Annotated in this window: 18 protein-coding genes; 16 read left to right on the forward strand and 2 right to left on the reverse strand. The window is 49.7% G+C overall.

The genetic code is table 11. From position 1 onward, the window contains the following. Window positions 1–108 precede the first annotated feature (108 nt). From hisA to AC0YN0_RS07745, 13 genes are all read left to right on the forward strand, one after another. A complete protein-coding gene (gene hisA / locus AC0YN0_RS07685; protein WP_475820679.1) occupies window positions 109–867 on the forward strand; it encodes a phosphoribosylformimino-5-aminoimidazole carboxamide ribotide isomerase in 759 nt (252 codons plus the stop codon). Between the two features lie 84 nt (window positions 868–951). Next, a complete protein-coding gene (locus AC0YN0_RS07690; protein ID WP_475820680.1) occupies window positions 952–1,290 on the forward strand; it encodes a YrdB family protein in 339 nt (112 codons plus the stop codon). A 36-nt stretch (window positions 1,291–1,326) separates the two neighbouring features. Next, window positions 1,327–1,788, forward strand: a complete 462-nt coding sequence (locus AC0YN0_RS07695; RefSeq protein ID WP_475820681.1) for a YdeI/OmpD-associated family protein — start codon at window positions 1,327–1,329, stop codon at window positions 1,786–1,788. Window positions 1,789–1,828: 40 nt separating this feature from the next. Beyond that, on the forward strand, window positions 1,829–2,374 hold the full coding sequence (locus AC0YN0_RS07700; RefSeq protein ID WP_475820682.1) for a hypothetical protein: 546 nt from the start codon (window positions 1,829–1,831) through the stop codon (window positions 2,372–2,374). Window positions 2,375–2,381: 7 nt separating this feature from the next. Then, on the forward strand, window positions 2,382–3,191 hold the full coding sequence (locus tag AC0YN0_RS07705) for a GNAT family N-acetyltransferase (protein WP_475820683.1): 810 nt from the start codon (window positions 2,382–2,384) through the stop codon (window positions 3,189–3,191). Between the two features lie 26 nt (window positions 3,192–3,217). Further along, window positions 3,218–3,571 carry a glyoxalase superfamily protein gene (locus AC0YN0_RS07710; RefSeq protein WP_475820684.1) on the forward strand — a complete coding sequence of 118 codons (354 nt, stop codon included), beginning with the start codon at window positions 3,218–3,220 and terminating at the stop codon, window positions 3,569–3,571. A gap of 85 nt (window positions 3,572–3,656) precedes the next feature. Next, window positions 3,657–4,466, forward strand: a complete 810-nt coding sequence (locus tag AC0YN0_RS07715; protein WP_475820685.1) for an inositol monophosphatase family protein — start codon at window positions 3,657–3,659, stop codon at window positions 4,464–4,466. After that, on the forward strand, window positions 4,463–5,032 hold the full coding sequence (locus AC0YN0_RS07720; protein ID WP_475820686.1) for a DNA topology modulation protein: 570 nt from the start codon (window positions 4,463–4,465) through the stop codon (window positions 5,030–5,032). The genes AC0YN0_RS07715 and AC0YN0_RS07720 overlap by 4 nt, the downstream gene beginning before the upstream one ends. Before the next feature lie 28 nt (window positions 5,033–5,060). Continuing rightward, complete coding sequence (locus tag AC0YN0_RS07725; RefSeq protein ID WP_475820687.1) at window positions 5,061–5,792, forward strand: ZIP family metal transporter; 732 nt, start codon at window positions 5,061–5,063, stop codon at window positions 5,790–5,792. A 97-nt stretch (window positions 5,793–5,889) separates the two neighbouring features. Beyond that, on the forward strand, window positions 5,890–6,855 hold the full coding sequence (locus tag AC0YN0_RS07730; protein ID WP_475820688.1) for a nucleoside hydrolase: 966 nt from the start codon (window positions 5,890–5,892) through the stop codon (window positions 6,853–6,855). Window positions 6,856–6,857: 2 nt separating this feature from the next. After that, on the forward strand, window positions 6,858–7,370 hold the full coding sequence (locus AC0YN0_RS07735; RefSeq protein ID WP_337101222.1) for an acyl-CoA thioesterase: 513 nt from the start codon (window positions 6,858–6,860) through the stop codon (window positions 7,368–7,370). A 128-nt stretch (window positions 7,371–7,498) separates the two neighbouring features. Continuing rightward, on the forward strand, window positions 7,499–7,645 hold the full coding sequence (locus AC0YN0_RS07740) for a hypothetical protein (RefSeq protein WP_337101221.1): 147 nt from the start codon (window positions 7,499–7,501) through the stop codon (window positions 7,643–7,645). Between the two features lie 327 nt (window positions 7,646–7,972). After that, window positions 7,973–9,952, forward strand: a complete 1,980-nt coding sequence (locus tag AC0YN0_RS07745) for an acyltransferase family protein (protein WP_475820689.1) — start codon at window positions 7,973–7,975, stop codon at window positions 9,950–9,952. A gap of 82 nt (window positions 9,953–10,034) precedes the next feature. Here AC0YN0_RS07745 and AC0YN0_RS07750 read toward each other — a convergent pair whose 3' ends face one another. Both AC0YN0_RS07750 and AC0YN0_RS07755 read right to left on the reverse strand, forming a co-directional pair. Then, a complete protein-coding gene (locus tag AC0YN0_RS07750; RefSeq protein ID WP_475820690.1) occupies window positions 10,035–10,913 on the reverse strand; it encodes an alpha/beta fold hydrolase in 879 nt (292 codons plus the stop codon). A gap of 94 nt (window positions 10,914–11,007) precedes the next feature. Next, entirely contained in the window at window positions 11,008–11,430 is a 423-nt protein-coding gene (locus AC0YN0_RS07755; protein ID WP_475820691.1) for a MarR family winged helix-turn-helix transcriptional regulator, read from the reverse strand. 137 nt (window positions 11,431–11,567) lie between these two features. Here AC0YN0_RS07755 and AC0YN0_RS07760 point away from each other — a divergent pair, with 137 nt between their 5' ends. The 3 genes from AC0YN0_RS07760 to AC0YN0_RS07770 all read left to right on the forward strand — a co-directional run bounded on the left by AC0YN0_RS07760 (window position 11,568) and on the right by AC0YN0_RS07770 (window position 15,560). Further along, window positions 11,568–13,034, forward strand: a complete 1,467-nt coding sequence (locus tag AC0YN0_RS07760; protein ID WP_475820692.1) for an MFS transporter — start codon at window positions 11,568–11,570, stop codon at window positions 13,032–13,034. Window positions 13,035–13,236: 202 nt separating this feature from the next. Then, a complete protein-coding gene (locus AC0YN0_RS07765; protein ID WP_475820693.1) occupies window positions 13,237–13,512 on the forward strand; it encodes a DUF2277 domain-containing protein in 276 nt (91 codons plus the stop codon). Window positions 13,513–13,694: 182 nt separating this feature from the next. Further along, entirely contained in the window at window positions 13,695–15,560 is a 1,866-nt protein-coding gene (locus AC0YN0_RS07770) for an assimilatory sulfite reductase (NADPH) flavoprotein subunit (protein WP_475820694.1), read from the forward strand. Window positions 15,561–15,584 lie beyond the last annotated feature (24 nt).

Below are 15,584 nucleotides of genomic sequence, written 5' to 3' on the forward strand. Positions count from 1 at the left end.
TTGCTAGGTTCATTCTTTCCATAATGAGCGATCTGAAGTAAAATGAAAACAAAATGGTTATGCCATCTGGGCGACTAGACTACATACAGGAAATGGTGGAGACAGCTCTTGAAATTCAAGCCATGTATCGATCTTCATGACGGTAAAGTGAAACAAATTGTAGGGGAAACGCTTCATGCCGATCAAGAAGGCATCATTGAGAACTTCGTATCTACGCATGACTCCGCTTATTACGCCTCGCTGTTCAAGCGGGACAAGCTGACTGGCGGCCATGTTATTATGCTTGGCGGCGGCAATACAGAAGCAGCGATACGCGCATTGAACGAGTATCCGAACGGCATGCAGATCGGCGGCGGCATTAACGCCGAGAACGCGCAGCATTACTTGGATCAAGGCGCATCGCATGTTATTGTTACATCGTATATATTCCGAGACGGCAAGCTGGACAAGGATAACCTCGACAACATGCTGGCTGCTGTCGGCAAAGAACGTCTCGTTATCGATCTCAGCTGCAAGGAAAAAGATGGCAAGTGGTTCGTCGTCAGCAATCAGTGGAAGCAGTTCACTGACTTCGAGGTCAATCCAGACAATATCGCGTATTTGGAGCAATATTGCGACGAGTTTCTCATTCATGCCGTTGATGTGGAAGGCAAACAGCAAGGTTTCCAACAAAGCTTGGTGAAGTCGCTCGCCGAATGGGTTTCGATTACGACGACTTATGCAGGCGGCGTTAGATCGTTTGCCGATCTGGAGCTGTTCGCTTCCTTGTCAGCGGGCAAGATCGATCTTACGATTGGAAGCGCGTTAGATATTTTCGGCGGCAGCTTGTCTTATGACGAAGTGGTTGCCTATTGCGCTAATCGATAGTCAAGATTGTATAGGTAACGTCAGTCCCTCTATAGCCTGTAAGGTGTAGGGGGATTTGTATGAGCAGACGTAAGGAGGGGCGTTATGTTTCGAGTCTTGAATCTATCGTTGCGGTTTCTGTTGGAAATCGTGATTATGATTGCCTTATGCTACTGGGGATTTCATCTCGAAGCACCATTGTGGCTTAATCTAATCGTTGGACTTGGCGTTCCGGTGAGCGCGGCTTATGCCTGGGGGAAGATCATATCGCCGAAGGCGACAGTCAAGCTGCCGCTCTACGGCGTATTAGCGGTGGAAACGATCATCTTCGGCCTGGCAATCGCTGCACTGTTCGACTTGGGTCATGCGACATTCGCGATTATATTCGGTATTGTTGCTATAATTAATCGTACGATTATATTGACTCGGAACATGCAGCCCTGAACGGCCGTGACTTTATAAAATGAGGAGGAGTGCCCATTGAAATCCTATGAGGTGCAAGCGGAGCTGCTTAAGCATGATGGCATGGATGCCGCCTATATCGAATTCCCGTACGATGTATATAAGGAGTTTAATACGATGGGACAAGTGAAAGTGAAGGCTGTGTTCCGGGATGGAACCGAGTACAGAGGTTCGCTTGTGAAAATGGGCATGGATTGCCATTGTCTCGGCATACCTAAGGTAGTCCGCAGCAAGGTTGGTCTAGCGGCAGGAGATATGGTGAATGTCGTTATCTATCCAGACGATGCACCGCGTATGGTCGACCTTCCGGCGGATCTTATGGCGGCGCTTCGTGGCAGCGGGCTGGAAGATGCGTTCCGTAATAAGCTATCGTCCTCGAAGCAGAGGGACGCGGTTCAGCTGATCGAGGATGCGAAGAAGGTTAATACACGTGCCAGGCGAGTGCAGGCTGTCGTTGAAAGCTTGCTGGCAAAGCGATAGTACGGCATTTTATATGAAACATAGGAGAGGTGCAGCAGCTTTGACGAATCCCACATTTTCTATCCAATACCGATATACGTTATCAGGCTGTTTTAAGCAAATATGGTCAGACTTGTTCGGCAAACATCCTTATCGCGTCTTGGGCAATGCAATCATTACGGTTTGCGGTATTCTGCTTGCGGTGAACACGAAAGAAATATTAATTACGATTAGCCTGGTGTGCTGGCTCATATCGATTTACTTCGGACTCAAGTTGATCGTATCATTGGGACTTGTTCCGCTCTTCTTCTATCTCCGAATGAGAAAACATGGCGAGGTGCGCATGAATTACTCGCACGAAGGCGTGGAGATGACAACAAATAAGGAAAGCGGCTTCAAAGAATGGGAGCATTACAAGGAAATTACCGTGGACGAGAACAGCTTCCGAATGGTTCGGCGAGACAATGTCGATACGCACAAAATATTACGGAATGTGTTCAAGGACGATGCGGAGTTCCAACGTTTCCATACGTTCGCCCAGCAGCGTCTTCGTATAGCCGAAGTAAAACTTTCGGTTGAGGCAAAGTCGGAGGCTGAGGAGGGCTAACTCGCAAATGGAAGAGCAACGGCTATCGGACCATTTAATTGCTCGTATCGTTCAGTCGGAGACGGATTACATGACCGACCGAATGCTTGCCGTTCAGCAAAGGCTGGGCAATCCGGAAGGGATCGAGTTGCGGCAAGCTGGGAATGCAACCTGTTACTACAGCGAGACGATGCCTTGGCCAAGCTTCAACACGGTTAAAGGACTGCGAAGCGCAGATCAGGAACATCTGGATTCGATCATTGACTTCTATCAAGCGCGAGGCCGTAAAGCTCATTTTGAAATAATCCCGTCACTCGTCGATCAGTCGCTGCTAGGCGCGCTGGCGGAACGCGGATTCTATCAATCCGGCTTCCATACTTCAATGTATGTGACTCCTGTTCCGCAAATTTTTGCAGATGAGGACTCGCTTCGAATCCGGATGATTGAGTCGGATGAATTCGAAACGTATGCGCGTATCCACTGTCTGTCGACAGGGCTGTCCAATGACGGCATACCGCATGTCGCACGTAATAACAAGGTGCTGTATGATCGCCCGGGTTGGTCGTTCTATATTGCAACAATCGATAATGAGCCTGCTGCTGTCGGCGTCATGCATGTTAGCAATCGCATCGCATCCTTCACCTTTGCCGCGACACTTCCCGACTATCGAAGGAGAGGTCTGCAAAGCCGATTGTTGCGAGAGCGCATTCATTATGCGGCGCAGCAAGGCTGCGAGCTAGCTGTTGCACAATGCGGCTTCTTATCGTCAAGTCATCGTAATATGGAGAAGGTCGGCATGCGAATCGGGTATGTTCGAGCTTCGTGGTCGCAGCGATAAATCTTTGACTATTAAGGAGGCGTACCGTGAAGAGAGTAGTGCCTATTTTACGTTTTTTTGATGAAGCGCTAACGAAACAGTTTTATATCGACTTTCTGGAATTTACGGTGGACTGGGAGCATCGATTTGAGCCGGATATGCCGCTCTATATGCAGCTATCGAAGGATGATTGTATTGTTCATCTATCGGAGCACTTCGGAGATTGTAATCCGGGCAGCGCGATTCGGGTAGAGGTTGAAGATGCTAAGCGGCTACAAGAGCATTTGCTCGCCAAAACCTTTAAGTTCGCCCGGCCGGGCTTCGATAGCCATTGGAATCAAGTGAGCCTCACTGATCCGTCAGGTAATAAGCTGCACTTTTATACCGTGCAAACGCAATGAGATGATCCTTAAAAAGAAATTCATGTATACGATCGGTGTTTCTGAATATACAATGTAATCTCAGTCAGTAAGTCGTGGAGGTGCGATGATGGAGCAGCAAGTCGTTCGTATTGCAAGAGAGGTCGCCATATCATCGGCCTATGAAGCAGGTCGGGTCATTCGAGAGCGATTCGGAATGCTGAATCAGGTTCGCGAGAAGGATGAGCACGGCGATCTGGTAACAGAAGCGGATCATTTGGCCGAAGCTATTATTTTACATAAAATTCAATCGGTATTTCCCGGACATCGCATTCAGTCGGAGGAAGCAGGCGAGATTGCCTCTTCAAGCGAATGGACATGGCTGGTCGATCCGCTAGACGGGACGAATAATTACGCGGTCGGCTTACCGTTATTTGCGGTTTCGATTACGCTTGTTCAGCGCGACACCCCGGTACTTGCTGTTATCTTTGAGCCGATGACAGAACGGTTATACGTAGCAGAGACAGGTGAGGGAGCGACTTGTAATGGCATTCGAGTAGCGATCGGGGAGCGGGGAGCGCTTGCGAAAGCTAGAGTGGGCTGGATCCAAGGCCATCAGGTGCAGCATGATGAAACAGCAGCCAAGCTTCGTCACCATATTGATGCGTCATCGCGTAGAATGATGCGGTTATGGGCGCCGACTCTGCAATGGACGATGCTGGCTAGAGGGGATTTGGACGGCATTATCGTTTACAATTCCGAAGGCGAAGATCTGTATTCGGGGCTCCTCATCGTGCAAGAAGCCGGAGGCATCGTCATGGACTATGAGGGAAACCCCTTCACTGGGACGGGCGGTAGACCTTACTTAATCGCATGCCGCAGCGAGCATCGTTCTAATTTCTTAGACTTAGTCCGCGAAGGGCTGAATAAGCGATGAAGAGAGTGCTGATTATCGGCTCAGCGGGCGCTGGCAAGTCGACCTTGTCCAGGAAGCTAAGCCAGCTCATTGAGGTGCCTGTCATTCATCTTGATCGCTATTATTGGCAGCCGAATTGGGTAGCGACTCCTAATGACGAGTGGGATGTGGTTGTAAAGTCGTTCGCCGAGCAAGAGGCTTGGATAATGGACGGCAATTACTCTCGCACGCTCGATTTGCGCATTTCTCGAGCAGATACCGTAATTTTTCTCGATGCACCTCGATTATTATGTATGTATCGTATAATTAAGCGCAGAATGCAATATCAAGGGCGTACGAGACCCGATCTGAACGAGCAATGCCCGGAGAAGCTGGATTGGTCGTTCATCGTCTGGGTATGGAACTATAGGAAACGAAACCGGCCGACGATACTCAGGAAGCTTGAAGCTATCGAAGGCGAGAAAACGATTATAATCGCCAAGTCAAGAAAAGAGGTAGAGGCACTGCTGGAGCAAATCCGGAAAGATCAGGCCGACACTGCTCCTGCGAATAGCGCTACGGGCAGCGGGAGCGGAATGCATACCTAACGGGCGACAAGGAGAATCCATAAACAACATGACAGCGGCACTTATAGGCAGTTTTATATCAGCAATGGCAACGGTGCTTGGCGCCGTACCATTGCTGTTCGTGAAGAGCTTGTCCGAGAGATGGAAGGACGTGCTCATCGCTTTTACCGCGGGCATCATGGTGTCCGCATCAACATTCGGATTAATGCCGCAGGCGTTGAATGAATCCGGCATTATCCCTCTCACGATCGGATTGCTGATCGGTATTATAGCGCTCGATCTATTGGAGAAGAACATTCCGCATATTGATGTCGAGAATGAACGGGGCATTTCCTCGTTTGATTCCAAGTCGCTACTTGTCATCATTGCGCTGTTCATCCATAACATTCCGGAAGGGTTAAGCACAGGATTCAGCTATGCCAGCGAAAATGCCGGCTTAGGACCGATGGTTGCAATCGCTATCGGAGCTCAGAATATGCCGGAAGGGCTTGTTCTCGCCATATTCCTGATCCATTCGAAGGTAAGTAAGCTGAAGCTGATGCTTCTTGTTACGCTGACCGGCTTAATGGAGGTCGTATCGGCTATCGTCGGTTACTTCACGGCAAGCTACATACAAGAATTAATCGGCTATGGACTGGCCTTTGCTTCCGGTGCGATGCTGTTCATTGTCTACAAGGAGCTTATACCAGAGACACACGGGCACGGTTATGAGCGATCGGCTACGTATTCGTTCATTATCGGATTGCTCGTTATGATCTATATCAGCTATTTCTTCGGATAATGCGACGGACATGGAGACGGGAGAACTCCATAAAAAGTTTTTGGCAACATTCGCCTCTATCGATTACAATGGACGTACACGAGGGAGGTTTTATGACATGAGCAATCCATTACGTATGATATTAGATGTAGATACAGGCGTCGATGACGCTGCAGCTATATTGTTTGCACTGCTCTCGCCAGACATTAAGGTGGAGGGCATTACGACGGGATTCGGCAATATCGACATGGAGCAAGCGACGGAAAATACGCTGCGAGTCATCAGGCTCGCCAATTGCGGCTATGAAGTTCCGGTTGCAGCAGGCGCGGCAGCTCCATTAAAGCGTGCTTTCAAAGGAGTTGTTCCTCATATTCACGGACATAACGGCATTGGCGATGCGGACATTCCGAAATCGCCTCAGAAGCTGCTCGAGGAATCAGCGGCTGACTTCATCATCCGCATGGCATCCGAGAATCCGGGCGAGCTGACGCTCGTTACGGTCGGAAGACTGACTAACCTGGCGCTTGCGCTGATGAAAGATCCGTCAGTGGCGGACAAGCTGAAGCGAGTGTTCGTCATGGGCGGTACGGTATTCGCGCCGGGCAATGCGACGCCGGTCAGTGAAGCGAATCTGCACGGCGATCCGGAAGCGGCAGCCCTTGTATTCGAATCAAGCGTGCCGCTTACTGTCGTTGGTCTTGATGTAACGCAGAAGACAAGACTATCCCGATCGCATCTGGCCTACTTATCGCAGAATGCGTCAGAAGAGAGACAGCCGCTCGTTAAGTTTCTAACGGAATCGATGGAGGTTTATTTCGATTTCTACCATAAGTCCAACAACTTCTTGGGTGAATGCCCGATGCATGATCCTCTCGCAGTTCTCGTTGCGCTGAATCCATCGCTTGTTCAAGTTCAGACGCTGCCAGCCGTTATCGATTGCGGCAGCGGCCTGACGGCAGGGATGATTATAACCGATCGACGCGTGAAGCCAACGGTGGGGCGGGCGGTCGAGATCTGCGTAGAGGTGGATTCAGAGAGAGCGATACAGCAATTGCTGTCCGTATATAGTAGAGGGGAAAGATAAAGATGGAACAACGTTTTTCTAGAGAATCGAAATGCTTCAAAACCGCTCGCGTATTTCCGACTGACGTCAACAACCACAACACGCTGTTCGGCGGCAAACTGATGGCTTATATCGACGATATTGCTTCGATTGCGGCAACGAAACATTGCAGACGTTCCGTCGTAACGGCATCAACCGATTCGGTTGACTTCCTGCATCCGATTCGTCCATCCGACTCCGTATGTCTGGAAGCGTTCGTGACGTGGACGGGCCGATCTTCCGTCGAGGTGTTCGTCAAGGTCATCAAGGAGGATTTGCTTAGCGGCGATCGAATCATAGCGGCTACTTCCTTCCTAACCTTCGTTGCGCTGAATGCGGATCGAAAGCCAGTCCCGGTACCGGGCGTAACACCGGAGACCGAGGAAGAAAAGAAGCTTTACGAGACTGCGCCGCAACGCGCGGACATGCGCAAAATGCGCCGCGAAGAGAGCAAGAAGCTGGCGGATTTCCTAACGGTTACACATCCATGGGATTAAGGTAACCTTAGGGTCTCGTGATTAATAAAGAGCCGTATCGGGAATTCTAGGCTGGATCGCATGCTCTTGCGTACGTAATTACGTCCATATATGCATACATGCGAATCGAGATCGAGGAGGTCTGCACGATGGCTCGAAATAAACATCGCTCTTTCCAGGGCGAGCAGCAAGCACTGGCGGCTAAGTCGAAGCAAGCGGAGGATAGTGTCGCGGCATCGACGGACGAGAACCGAAATCAGAAGGGGCATGTGCCTAACAGCCCGTCTACGGGTTAGCTCCGCGAAAGAGAGCTGCAGCTGCCATCTGAACGGCGACAAAAAGCATGTCTATGTCGATCATTTTCGGCGTAAGCATGCTTTTTTTCGTTGCGCATACATATGGATTAATGGGTATGACTTTGCCGGCGGCAAATATGCGTTTTTTTGTTACTCTTCTGTAACGACATTTTCATAAATGAGCTATATAATTAACCCTATAAACAAGAAGCAACTAGAAAGGGCTGTGCACCATGTACGACAACCGCCGAAGCAGGAGAGCAACACACACATCAAGAAGAAAGAGAAGTCATTATGGCGTTCCTTTAAAGAAAGGAAATGACCATCATGCCTAAACCAATCGGTAACAGCTCCCGTTATATCCCTGGCCTTGACGGCCTTCGAGCGATCGCCGTTCTTGCGGTAATCGCTTACCATGTAAGCTTTGATTGGACACCTGGCGGTTTGTTAGGAGTAACGATGTTTTTCGTCTTATCCGGCTATCTCATTACGGATCTGCTGCTTGCGCAGTGGTCCGAGCACAAACGAATTGATTTCAAAACCTTCTGGTTTCGAAGAGCGCGCAGATTGCTCCCGGCTATGTTCATTATGCTCGCCTTAGTGTCACTATGGTTATTTTTAACCGATACGGGCAGGCTTTACTCCATTGGAGGAGATATTGGCTCGGCGCTGCTCTATATAAGCAATTGGTGGCTGATCTTTCACGATGTATCGTACTTTGAATCTTTTGGACCTCCATCACCGCTTGGTCATTTCTGGTCATTGGCGGTAGAAGAGCAATTTTATCTCATATGGCCTCTTTTGCTGTTAGGGGGGCTGCATATCGCGCGCATGCGCGGTCAACTGCTATCGTGGACGATCGCTGCAACAGCTATATCGGCTTGTCTGATGACGCTGCTTTACTCACCGGGCGAAGATCCTAGCCGTGTATATTACGGAACGGACACAAGAGCGTTCTCGCTGCTGATCGGCGCATCGCTTGCAATTGTATGGCCCAGCCGAAGACTTGCGGCCAACATTTCCTTGAGATCGCGGGTCGCTCTGAATACGCTTGGTTCGATCGGACTCGGTATTATGATCGCGATGATTGTAATGACGAAAGAATATGATTCTTTCTTATATCAAGGCGGTATGGTTGTCGCTTCCGTAGCGACAGCGGCCATTGTGGCCGCAATCGTGCATCCTGCCGTGAAGCTCGGCAATCTTATAGGATTTAAGCCGCTGAGGTGGCTTGGCGTGCGTTCCTACGGCATTTATCTCTACCATTATCCGATTATCGTACTTAGTACGCCGCAAGCGCAATTCGGGGAATTCCACGCGGTAAGAGCGTTGCTCCAGGTAGCAGCAACACTGGCAATTGCCGAATTGTCATGGCGTTATATCGAAGAGCCGATTCGCAGAGGTGCGCTAACGAAGCTGTTCGCTGAGCTCAGAAGCAACGCGATGCTGCTAAGCTTTAACTTTCGCAAAATGATGATGTTACTGCCTACCGCGTTGTTAGTGACGGTGTCGGTATCCTACGCTAGTCACGCAGAGCTGCTGCATGAGGCTGCACTGCCTGCTGGCTCGATACCAGAACCGCCTTACAGCGAAGTAGTCAATACGCCGACGCCTAGCATGCCGCCCAATGAGCCGGGAGACGGAACGCATGCCGGTTACAAGCCTGAGCCCACAAGCAAACCTCCTGCGGAGCAGGCTACGGAGAAGCCGATACCGACGACGAAGCCTACAAGCACACCGAAGCCGGATGCAACAGACCCTTCGGATCATCCAGCTACTGAAGCTCCGCCGCTAACACAGCCGACGACTACGCCGAACGGTTCTCAGCAGGAGCAGGTTGTGAAGGACGATATTACGATTATTGGCGACTCGGTTATTCTGAATGCTGCACCTTATTTGGAGAAGCAATTCCCTAACTTAACGGTGGATGGCAAGGTCGGTAGACAAATGGCGCATGCATCCGAGGTCATCGATGCTTTCATCCAAAGCGGCAGACTAGGTGATATCGTCATTCTTGAGCTAGGAACGAATGGTTCATTCAAGCCGAAGGTGTTGAACGCTTTGCTGGACTCCATCGGTTCGGAACGCCGTATTATGCTCATTAATACACGCGTGCCTCGCGAGTGGCAGGATGATGTGAACAAGACGCTCGCAGAAGCTGCCGAGAAATACGATAATGTATCGCTGATTGATTGGTATTCGGCAAGCAAGGACAAGGAACAATTGTTCAATAAGGACGGCGTCCATTTAGGCAAGCAAGGCGCAATCTATTTCGCCGAGATGATCGCCAAAGCGATTAAAGGCTAGTTGTTCAGAAACGAGACGCAGGCTATCATGCAAAGTCCTAACAGACTTTGCATGATAGCCTTTTCTTATTTCTATTCGTGATTTAGTCCCGGCCTGCCTCATACAGCTTCCAAGCAACTTGCTTCGGATGTGTCTTAGGTGTCGTCATATGATCGCCAGGCATCTTAATGAGCCTATGCAGACCGAGTCTGTTCGACATAAGCGGGTGGAAGCTGTATTGGTCGGTTTGGGGAAGTAGATTGTCCGTGGTTAAATAGAAATAGCTCTTAGGCGTAGGGAGACTGTAAAACTTCTTGAGATCAAGCTTCGTGAAAGCAGGGACTGCGGGCTCGGGCGTAGTTGTGCGATATAGCTGTTCCGCGAGCTGGAGACTGGCTAAGTTCGTGAAGTTTTCCCGGAAAAGCGGGAAAGGGAGTGTAATCGTGTCGTCCTTGGAGCTCCGTCTAAGCTGCTCGAACAGCGCAAGCGCTTGAGGGGGAAATTGTTCGGACAAGCTTTGGCCGTTCTCTAAGACGAAGGCGTTCATGAAGACAAGCCGCTTAAGCCGATCTGGAATTCGTTCCGCTACCTTCTGGATAACTGTCCCGCCGAAGCTATGGGCAACGAGAACAATATCCTGCAGTTGATGCGATACGATATCGTTCGTCACGGAGTCGACAATCATCTGGTGCGTGACATTTTTATTGGGATCAGAGCCGTGACCCGGCAAATTCGGCGTATAGACGGCGTGGCCTATCCTTCTTAACTGCTCGGCAATGGGATGCCAGAAGGTGGCATCTGCCCAGGAGCCGTGCACAAGCACGAAGGTTAGCCGCTGGATGTGCTCATACCCGATGCTTGTATCCGATACTTGAGCCGTTGTTGGCCAAGCTATTGGAGGTAGCATGGGGTAACGATTGTGTAACGGGTTATGCACGTAGCCAACATTAGAGTAGCCATATGGATATGAATAAGGATGCATGTTCATTTTCCTTCCGCGAGTAGATGCTCCACTATATGCCTAGTTGTGCGGATAGGTAAATGATTTCACGCAAATGATTTACAAAGAGGCTTCATTAATCATGAAACCCTTGTCGTATTTTCTGAAGCAGAGAGATGATCTGATCTTCTTCTTCGCTATTCAAATGCGAAAGCATCACTTTGTTCGTTTCGTCCAAAATGCGCTGCAGCGTAGGCCGAAATTGTTCAGCCTTAGACGTAGGGTATACAAGCAGCGATCTTCGGTCATTAGGGTCTGGCTTGCGATCGATGTATCCCTCCGATTCCAAATGCTTGAGCGATCTAGCGGTTGTCGCCTTATCGAAATTCAATTGTTGGGTCAATTGATCCTGATTTACCCCTGGTGTCCCAAGAACTGCTTTCAAGAAGCTATACTGGCCGCCGCTTCCGATCCCATAGGGAGTAAAATGCTTATTAAGCTCCTTCTGATTTTGCCTGTGAATATAAGAAATCAGCTTGCCGATCGGTTCATTTTTCAACTTGGCACCTCATTCTACTAACGTCTGCCGTTAGTTTAACTGAATTTTGTTGCGCACGCAACTAACTGGTGATACAATAACGTCGATAATAGTTGCGCACGCAACAAATTGCGAATCGCTAACAGGAGGCGCTTTACATGAAGACGAATATGAGCACTTATCAAGAGGACGCCGCCGTTCAGAAGAAACGGTGGATTATCCTAATTGTCCTTAATTTATTTACGTTTATGGCGACGTTGGACGGCAGCATCGTTAATATTGCATTGCCGGCGTTATCGGATGACCTCGGTCTGCCTATTGCCGAGATTGAGTGGGTAACGACAGCTTATCTCATGGCGATATGTGCGGCGATCCTTTTCTTCGGCAAGCTTGGAGATATGATTGGCAAAATAAAAGTGTTCAAGCTCGGTACGGTCATCTTCATCATGGGGTCGCTGCTGTGCGGATTCAGCGAGTCGCTGCCTTTCCTTATTGTATCCAGAGTGGTGCAAGCAATAGGCGCCTCGATGACGATGGCGAACAGCCAAGGCATCGTTACCGATATTTTCCCAGCTAAGGAACGCGGCAAGGCGCTTGGATTAATCGGTACTTTCGTCTCGTTAGGCAGCATCGCGGGTCCGAGTTTAGGCGGCATCATCGTTTCCTCGATCGGGTGGGAATATATCTTTTGGGTTAACGTGCCGATCGGCCTTATTGCGCTCGTAATGGGCTGGAAGGTGCTTCCTGTCGACTTGGTGAAAGTAAAGTCCAAAATCGACGTTCCTGGCAGCTCAATGTTCGCGCTCTTCATTCTTACCCTGTTCGCCGGTCTATTGCTTGGGCAGCAGACGGGTTACGGAAATGCTTGGATTATTATATCGTTAGCCGTTGCAGCAATTGCATTCGTGATATTCTTACGGATCGAGGCAACAAGGGAAGAGCCGTTGCTTCAATTGTCTCTATTCAAAAACCCGATGTTCTCGGTCAGTATTCTATGCGGTTTTCTTGTCTTCGCTTCGAACTTCTGCGTGAACATCATTGCACCGTTCTATACGCAAAACATGTTGAGCTTATCGCCATTCGAGGCAGGATTGCTTCTCATGCTGCTTCCAATATGCATGGTTGTCGTTTCGCCGCTAAGCGGGGCGTTGTCCGACAAGATCGGCTCGGAACTGCTCACTTTCGCCGGGCTTATCGTAATGTTCATCGCTCAGTTCGGCTTGGCTAGACTGCATGAACAAAGCTCCATTTTATTAGTAGGACTTTGGATTGGAATGATCGGCATCGGAAGCGGCTTGTTCCAATCGCCGAACAATTCACTTATAATGTCGCAAGTTCCGCGTACGCAGCTTGGATCGGCCGGCAGCGTCAATTCGCTTGTTCGCAATGTCGGCATGGTTGTAGGCATAACATTAGCAACTTCTATTTTATTCCACGTCATGAGCAGGGAAGCCGGATACCGGGTTACAGGTTTAGTCCCGGATCGTCCGGAGCTGTTCTTAAGCGGCATGCACACCGTATTCACCGTATCTGCATGTATATGCCTTGCAGCAGCATTGCTGACTGGTTGGAGAATGTACAGCTCTTATTCGGGCAAGCGGTCGTTGTCTAGAGCTAAAGGATAAAAGTCAAGTCGAATCCACACTAATCTTGTAGGAAATGGCTAGATTACAGCAGCAGAATGTAGTAGGATGTAGTAGTGAAGTCGGACAAGAAGAAACAGCTGACGGCGTCCTATCTATAGACGCCAGCGTTTCGTCGAAACGTATAGAGAATGTATGAGAAAATCATATACTTTCCTGTACGTCAAGGAATGGGGAATAGTCGATGTGCAGAAATATTAAGACGTTATTCAACTTTGAACCTCCGGTCGCTGATTCAGAAATTCATGAAGCTTCGCTTCAATTCGTTCGGAAGCTGTCTGGCTTTCATACGCCATCCAAGGCGAACGAAGAAGCATTCCATAAGGCAGTCGACGACATAGCAGTCATAGCGCGGCAGTTAATGGATTCTCTCGTTACGAGCGCCGAACCGCGCAATCGCGAGGTCGAGCAGGAGCGTGCGCGCGCGAGAAATCTGAAGCGTTTTGGACCGCAAGCGTAACCTTCCATTTGAAGGGAATTGCCTTTTATCAGAATAACTAATAATAGTTATAAATTCATTTAAATTGCCCGCATAGCGATAGTTATGGTACGGTCATGTAATGAAAGATTCAATGCGATTAATGTCGAATAATGAAAAAAATGAAGCAATTCTAAACAGGAAGCTGCGCGAGGTGGATACTATTGGAAATCCAGGCAACAAACAGTCCGTTTAATCAAGAGCAATCAGATTGGCTTAACCGTCTTCTGCCGACTCTGACGGATTATCAACGTATTTGGTTAAGTGGTTATTTATCGGCTGCGCAAAGCGCTGCCTTGGTCTCGGCGGGTTCGGCTGTTGCGATAGCAGAAGCGCCGCAAGCAGCAGGCCAAGCTCAAGTACAGGCACTCGCACCCGTTGCCAAAGACGTGACGATCTTATTCGGCTCGCAGACGGGCAACAGCGACAAGCTGGCGAAGAAGATGGCGAAGCGTTTGGAAGGCGAAGGCTTTGAAGTAACAACGGCTTCGATGAACAGCTTCAAGCCTAACAATCTGAAGAAAATCAGTCATTTGCTTATCGTCGTTAGTACGCACGGCGAAGGCGAACCGCCGGATACGGCAATTTCATTCCATGAATTCCTGCATTCCAAGCGCGCTCCGCAATTGGAAGGTTTGCAGTATTCGATACTAGCGCTAGGCGATACGTCATATGAGTTCTTCTGCCAAACCGGCAAAGACTTCGACAAACGCCTCGAGGAGCTAGGCGGTACAAGACTTGTCGAACGTGCGGATTGCGATGTTGACTTCGATGAGACGGCTACGGAATGGATGGCGCAAGTATCTGGCGCATTAGCGAAGCTTGTACAAGCGCAATCTGGCGCTTCGACACAAGCGGCGGGCAGTGCGGTCGGTCAACCGGCAGCGGCTGCAGCCGAATCGGAATATTCGAGAGCGAACCCGTTCCAAGCGGAAGTGCTTGAGAACTTGAATCTGAACGGACGCGGTTCCGACCGCGAGACACGCCATGTTGAAATTTCGCTGGAAGGCTCCGACTTGACTTATGAGCCGGGCGACAGCATCGGCATTATTCCTGAGAACGACTCGGCACTTGCCGATGAGCTAATCGCTTCAATGGGTTGGCAAGCTGACGAGAAGGTAACCGTCAACAAAAATGGCGAGCAGCGTGCATTGCGTGATGCGCTGATCTCTTATTATGAAATTACTGTATTGACGAAGCCGCTGCTTAAGCAGTTCGCTGAGACAACTTCTAATTCAGAGCTGACAGAACTCGTCGGCGAAGGACAAGAGCAGAAGCTTAAGGCCTACCTGAACGGTCGCGACTTGATCGATCTTGTGAAGGATTATTCGCTTAAGGGATTGTCTGCACAGTCATTCGTCTCCTTGCTTCGCAAAATCCCAGCTCGTTTGTATTCAATCTCAAGCAGCTTGAACGCAAACCCTGATGAAGTGCATATTACCGTTCGTTCGGTTCGTTATGAGGCGAACGGAAGAGAGCGCAACGGCGTCTGCTCGGTACAGCTTGCAGAACGTGTAGCTGCGGGCGACAAGCTCCCGATCTTCATTCAGAACAATCCGAACTTCAAGCTGCCGGAGAGCACGGACACGCCGATCATTATGATCGGACCTGGTACAGGCGTCGCTCCATTCAGAGCGTTCCTTGGTGAACGCGAAGAGGCAGGGGCAGAAGGAAAATCATGGCTATTCTATGGCGATCAGCATTTTGCGACGGATTTCCTATATCAAGTGGAATGGCAGCGTTGGCTGAAGGACGGCGTATTGACGCGAATGGACGTAGCATTCTCCCGCGATAGGGCAGAGAAGGTATACGTTCAGCATCGGATGCTCGAGAAGGGCGAAGAGTTGTACAAATGGCTTCAAGAGGGCGCTCACGTCTACGTATGCGGCGATGAGAAGAGAATGGCGCATGACGTACATGCAGCCTTGCTTGAGATCATCGGACGTCACGGCGGGTTAAGCCCAGAACAAGCAACGGAATATATGGCACAGTTGCAACAACAGAAACGTTATCAGCGGGACGTCTACTAGACGTTTCCTGATCGCGAGGGGAGA

Source organism: Paenibacillus sp. J22P218, assembly GCF_056269195.1.

Bases quoted from the DNA above. Each gene is read 5' to 3' on its own strand.
- AC0YN0_RS07765 (WP_475820693.1), top strand. From the start codon at position 13,237: ATGTGCAGAAATATTAAGACGTTATTCAACTTTGAACCTCCGGTCGCT.
- AC0YN0_RS07735 (WP_337101222.1), top strand. From the start codon at position 6,858: ATGGAACAACGTTTTTCTAGAGAATCGAAATGCTTCAAAACCGCTCGC.
- AC0YN0_RS07760 (WP_475820692.1), top strand. From the start codon at position 11,568: ATGAAGACGAATATGAGCACTTATCAAGAGGACGCCGCCGTTCAGAAG.
- AC0YN0_RS07750 (WP_475820690.1), bottom strand. From the start codon at position 10,913: ATGCATCCTTATTCATATCCATATGGCTACTCTAATGTTGGCTACGTG.
- AC0YN0_RS07705 (WP_475820683.1), top strand. From the start codon at position 2,382: ATGGAAGAGCAACGGCTATCGGACCATTTAATTGCTCGTATCGTTCAG.
- AC0YN0_RS07715 (WP_475820685.1), top strand. From the start codon at position 3,657: ATGATGGAGCAGCAAGTCGTTCGTATTGCAAGAGAGGTCGCCATATCA.
- AC0YN0_RS07725 (WP_475820687.1), top strand. From the start codon at position 5,061: ATGACAGCGGCACTTATAGGCAGTTTTATATCAGCAATGGCAACGGTG.
- AC0YN0_RS07740 (WP_337101221.1), top strand. From the start codon at position 7,499: ATGGCTCGAAATAAACATCGCTCTTTCCAGGGCGAGCAGCAAGCACTG.
- AC0YN0_RS07745 (WP_475820689.1), top strand. From the start codon at position 7,973: ATGCCTAAACCAATCGGTAACAGCTCCCGTTATATCCCTGGCCTTGAC.
- AC0YN0_RS07690 (WP_475820680.1), top strand. From the start codon at position 952: ATGTTTCGAGTCTTGAATCTATCGTTGCGGTTTCTGTTGGAAATCGTG.
- AC0YN0_RS07720 (WP_475820686.1), top strand. From the start codon at position 4,463: ATGAAGAGAGTGCTGATTATCGGCTCAGCGGGCGCTGGCAAGTCGACC.
- AC0YN0_RS07730 (WP_475820688.1), top strand. From the start codon at position 5,890: ATGAGCAATCCATTACGTATGATATTAGATGTAGATACAGGCGTCGAT.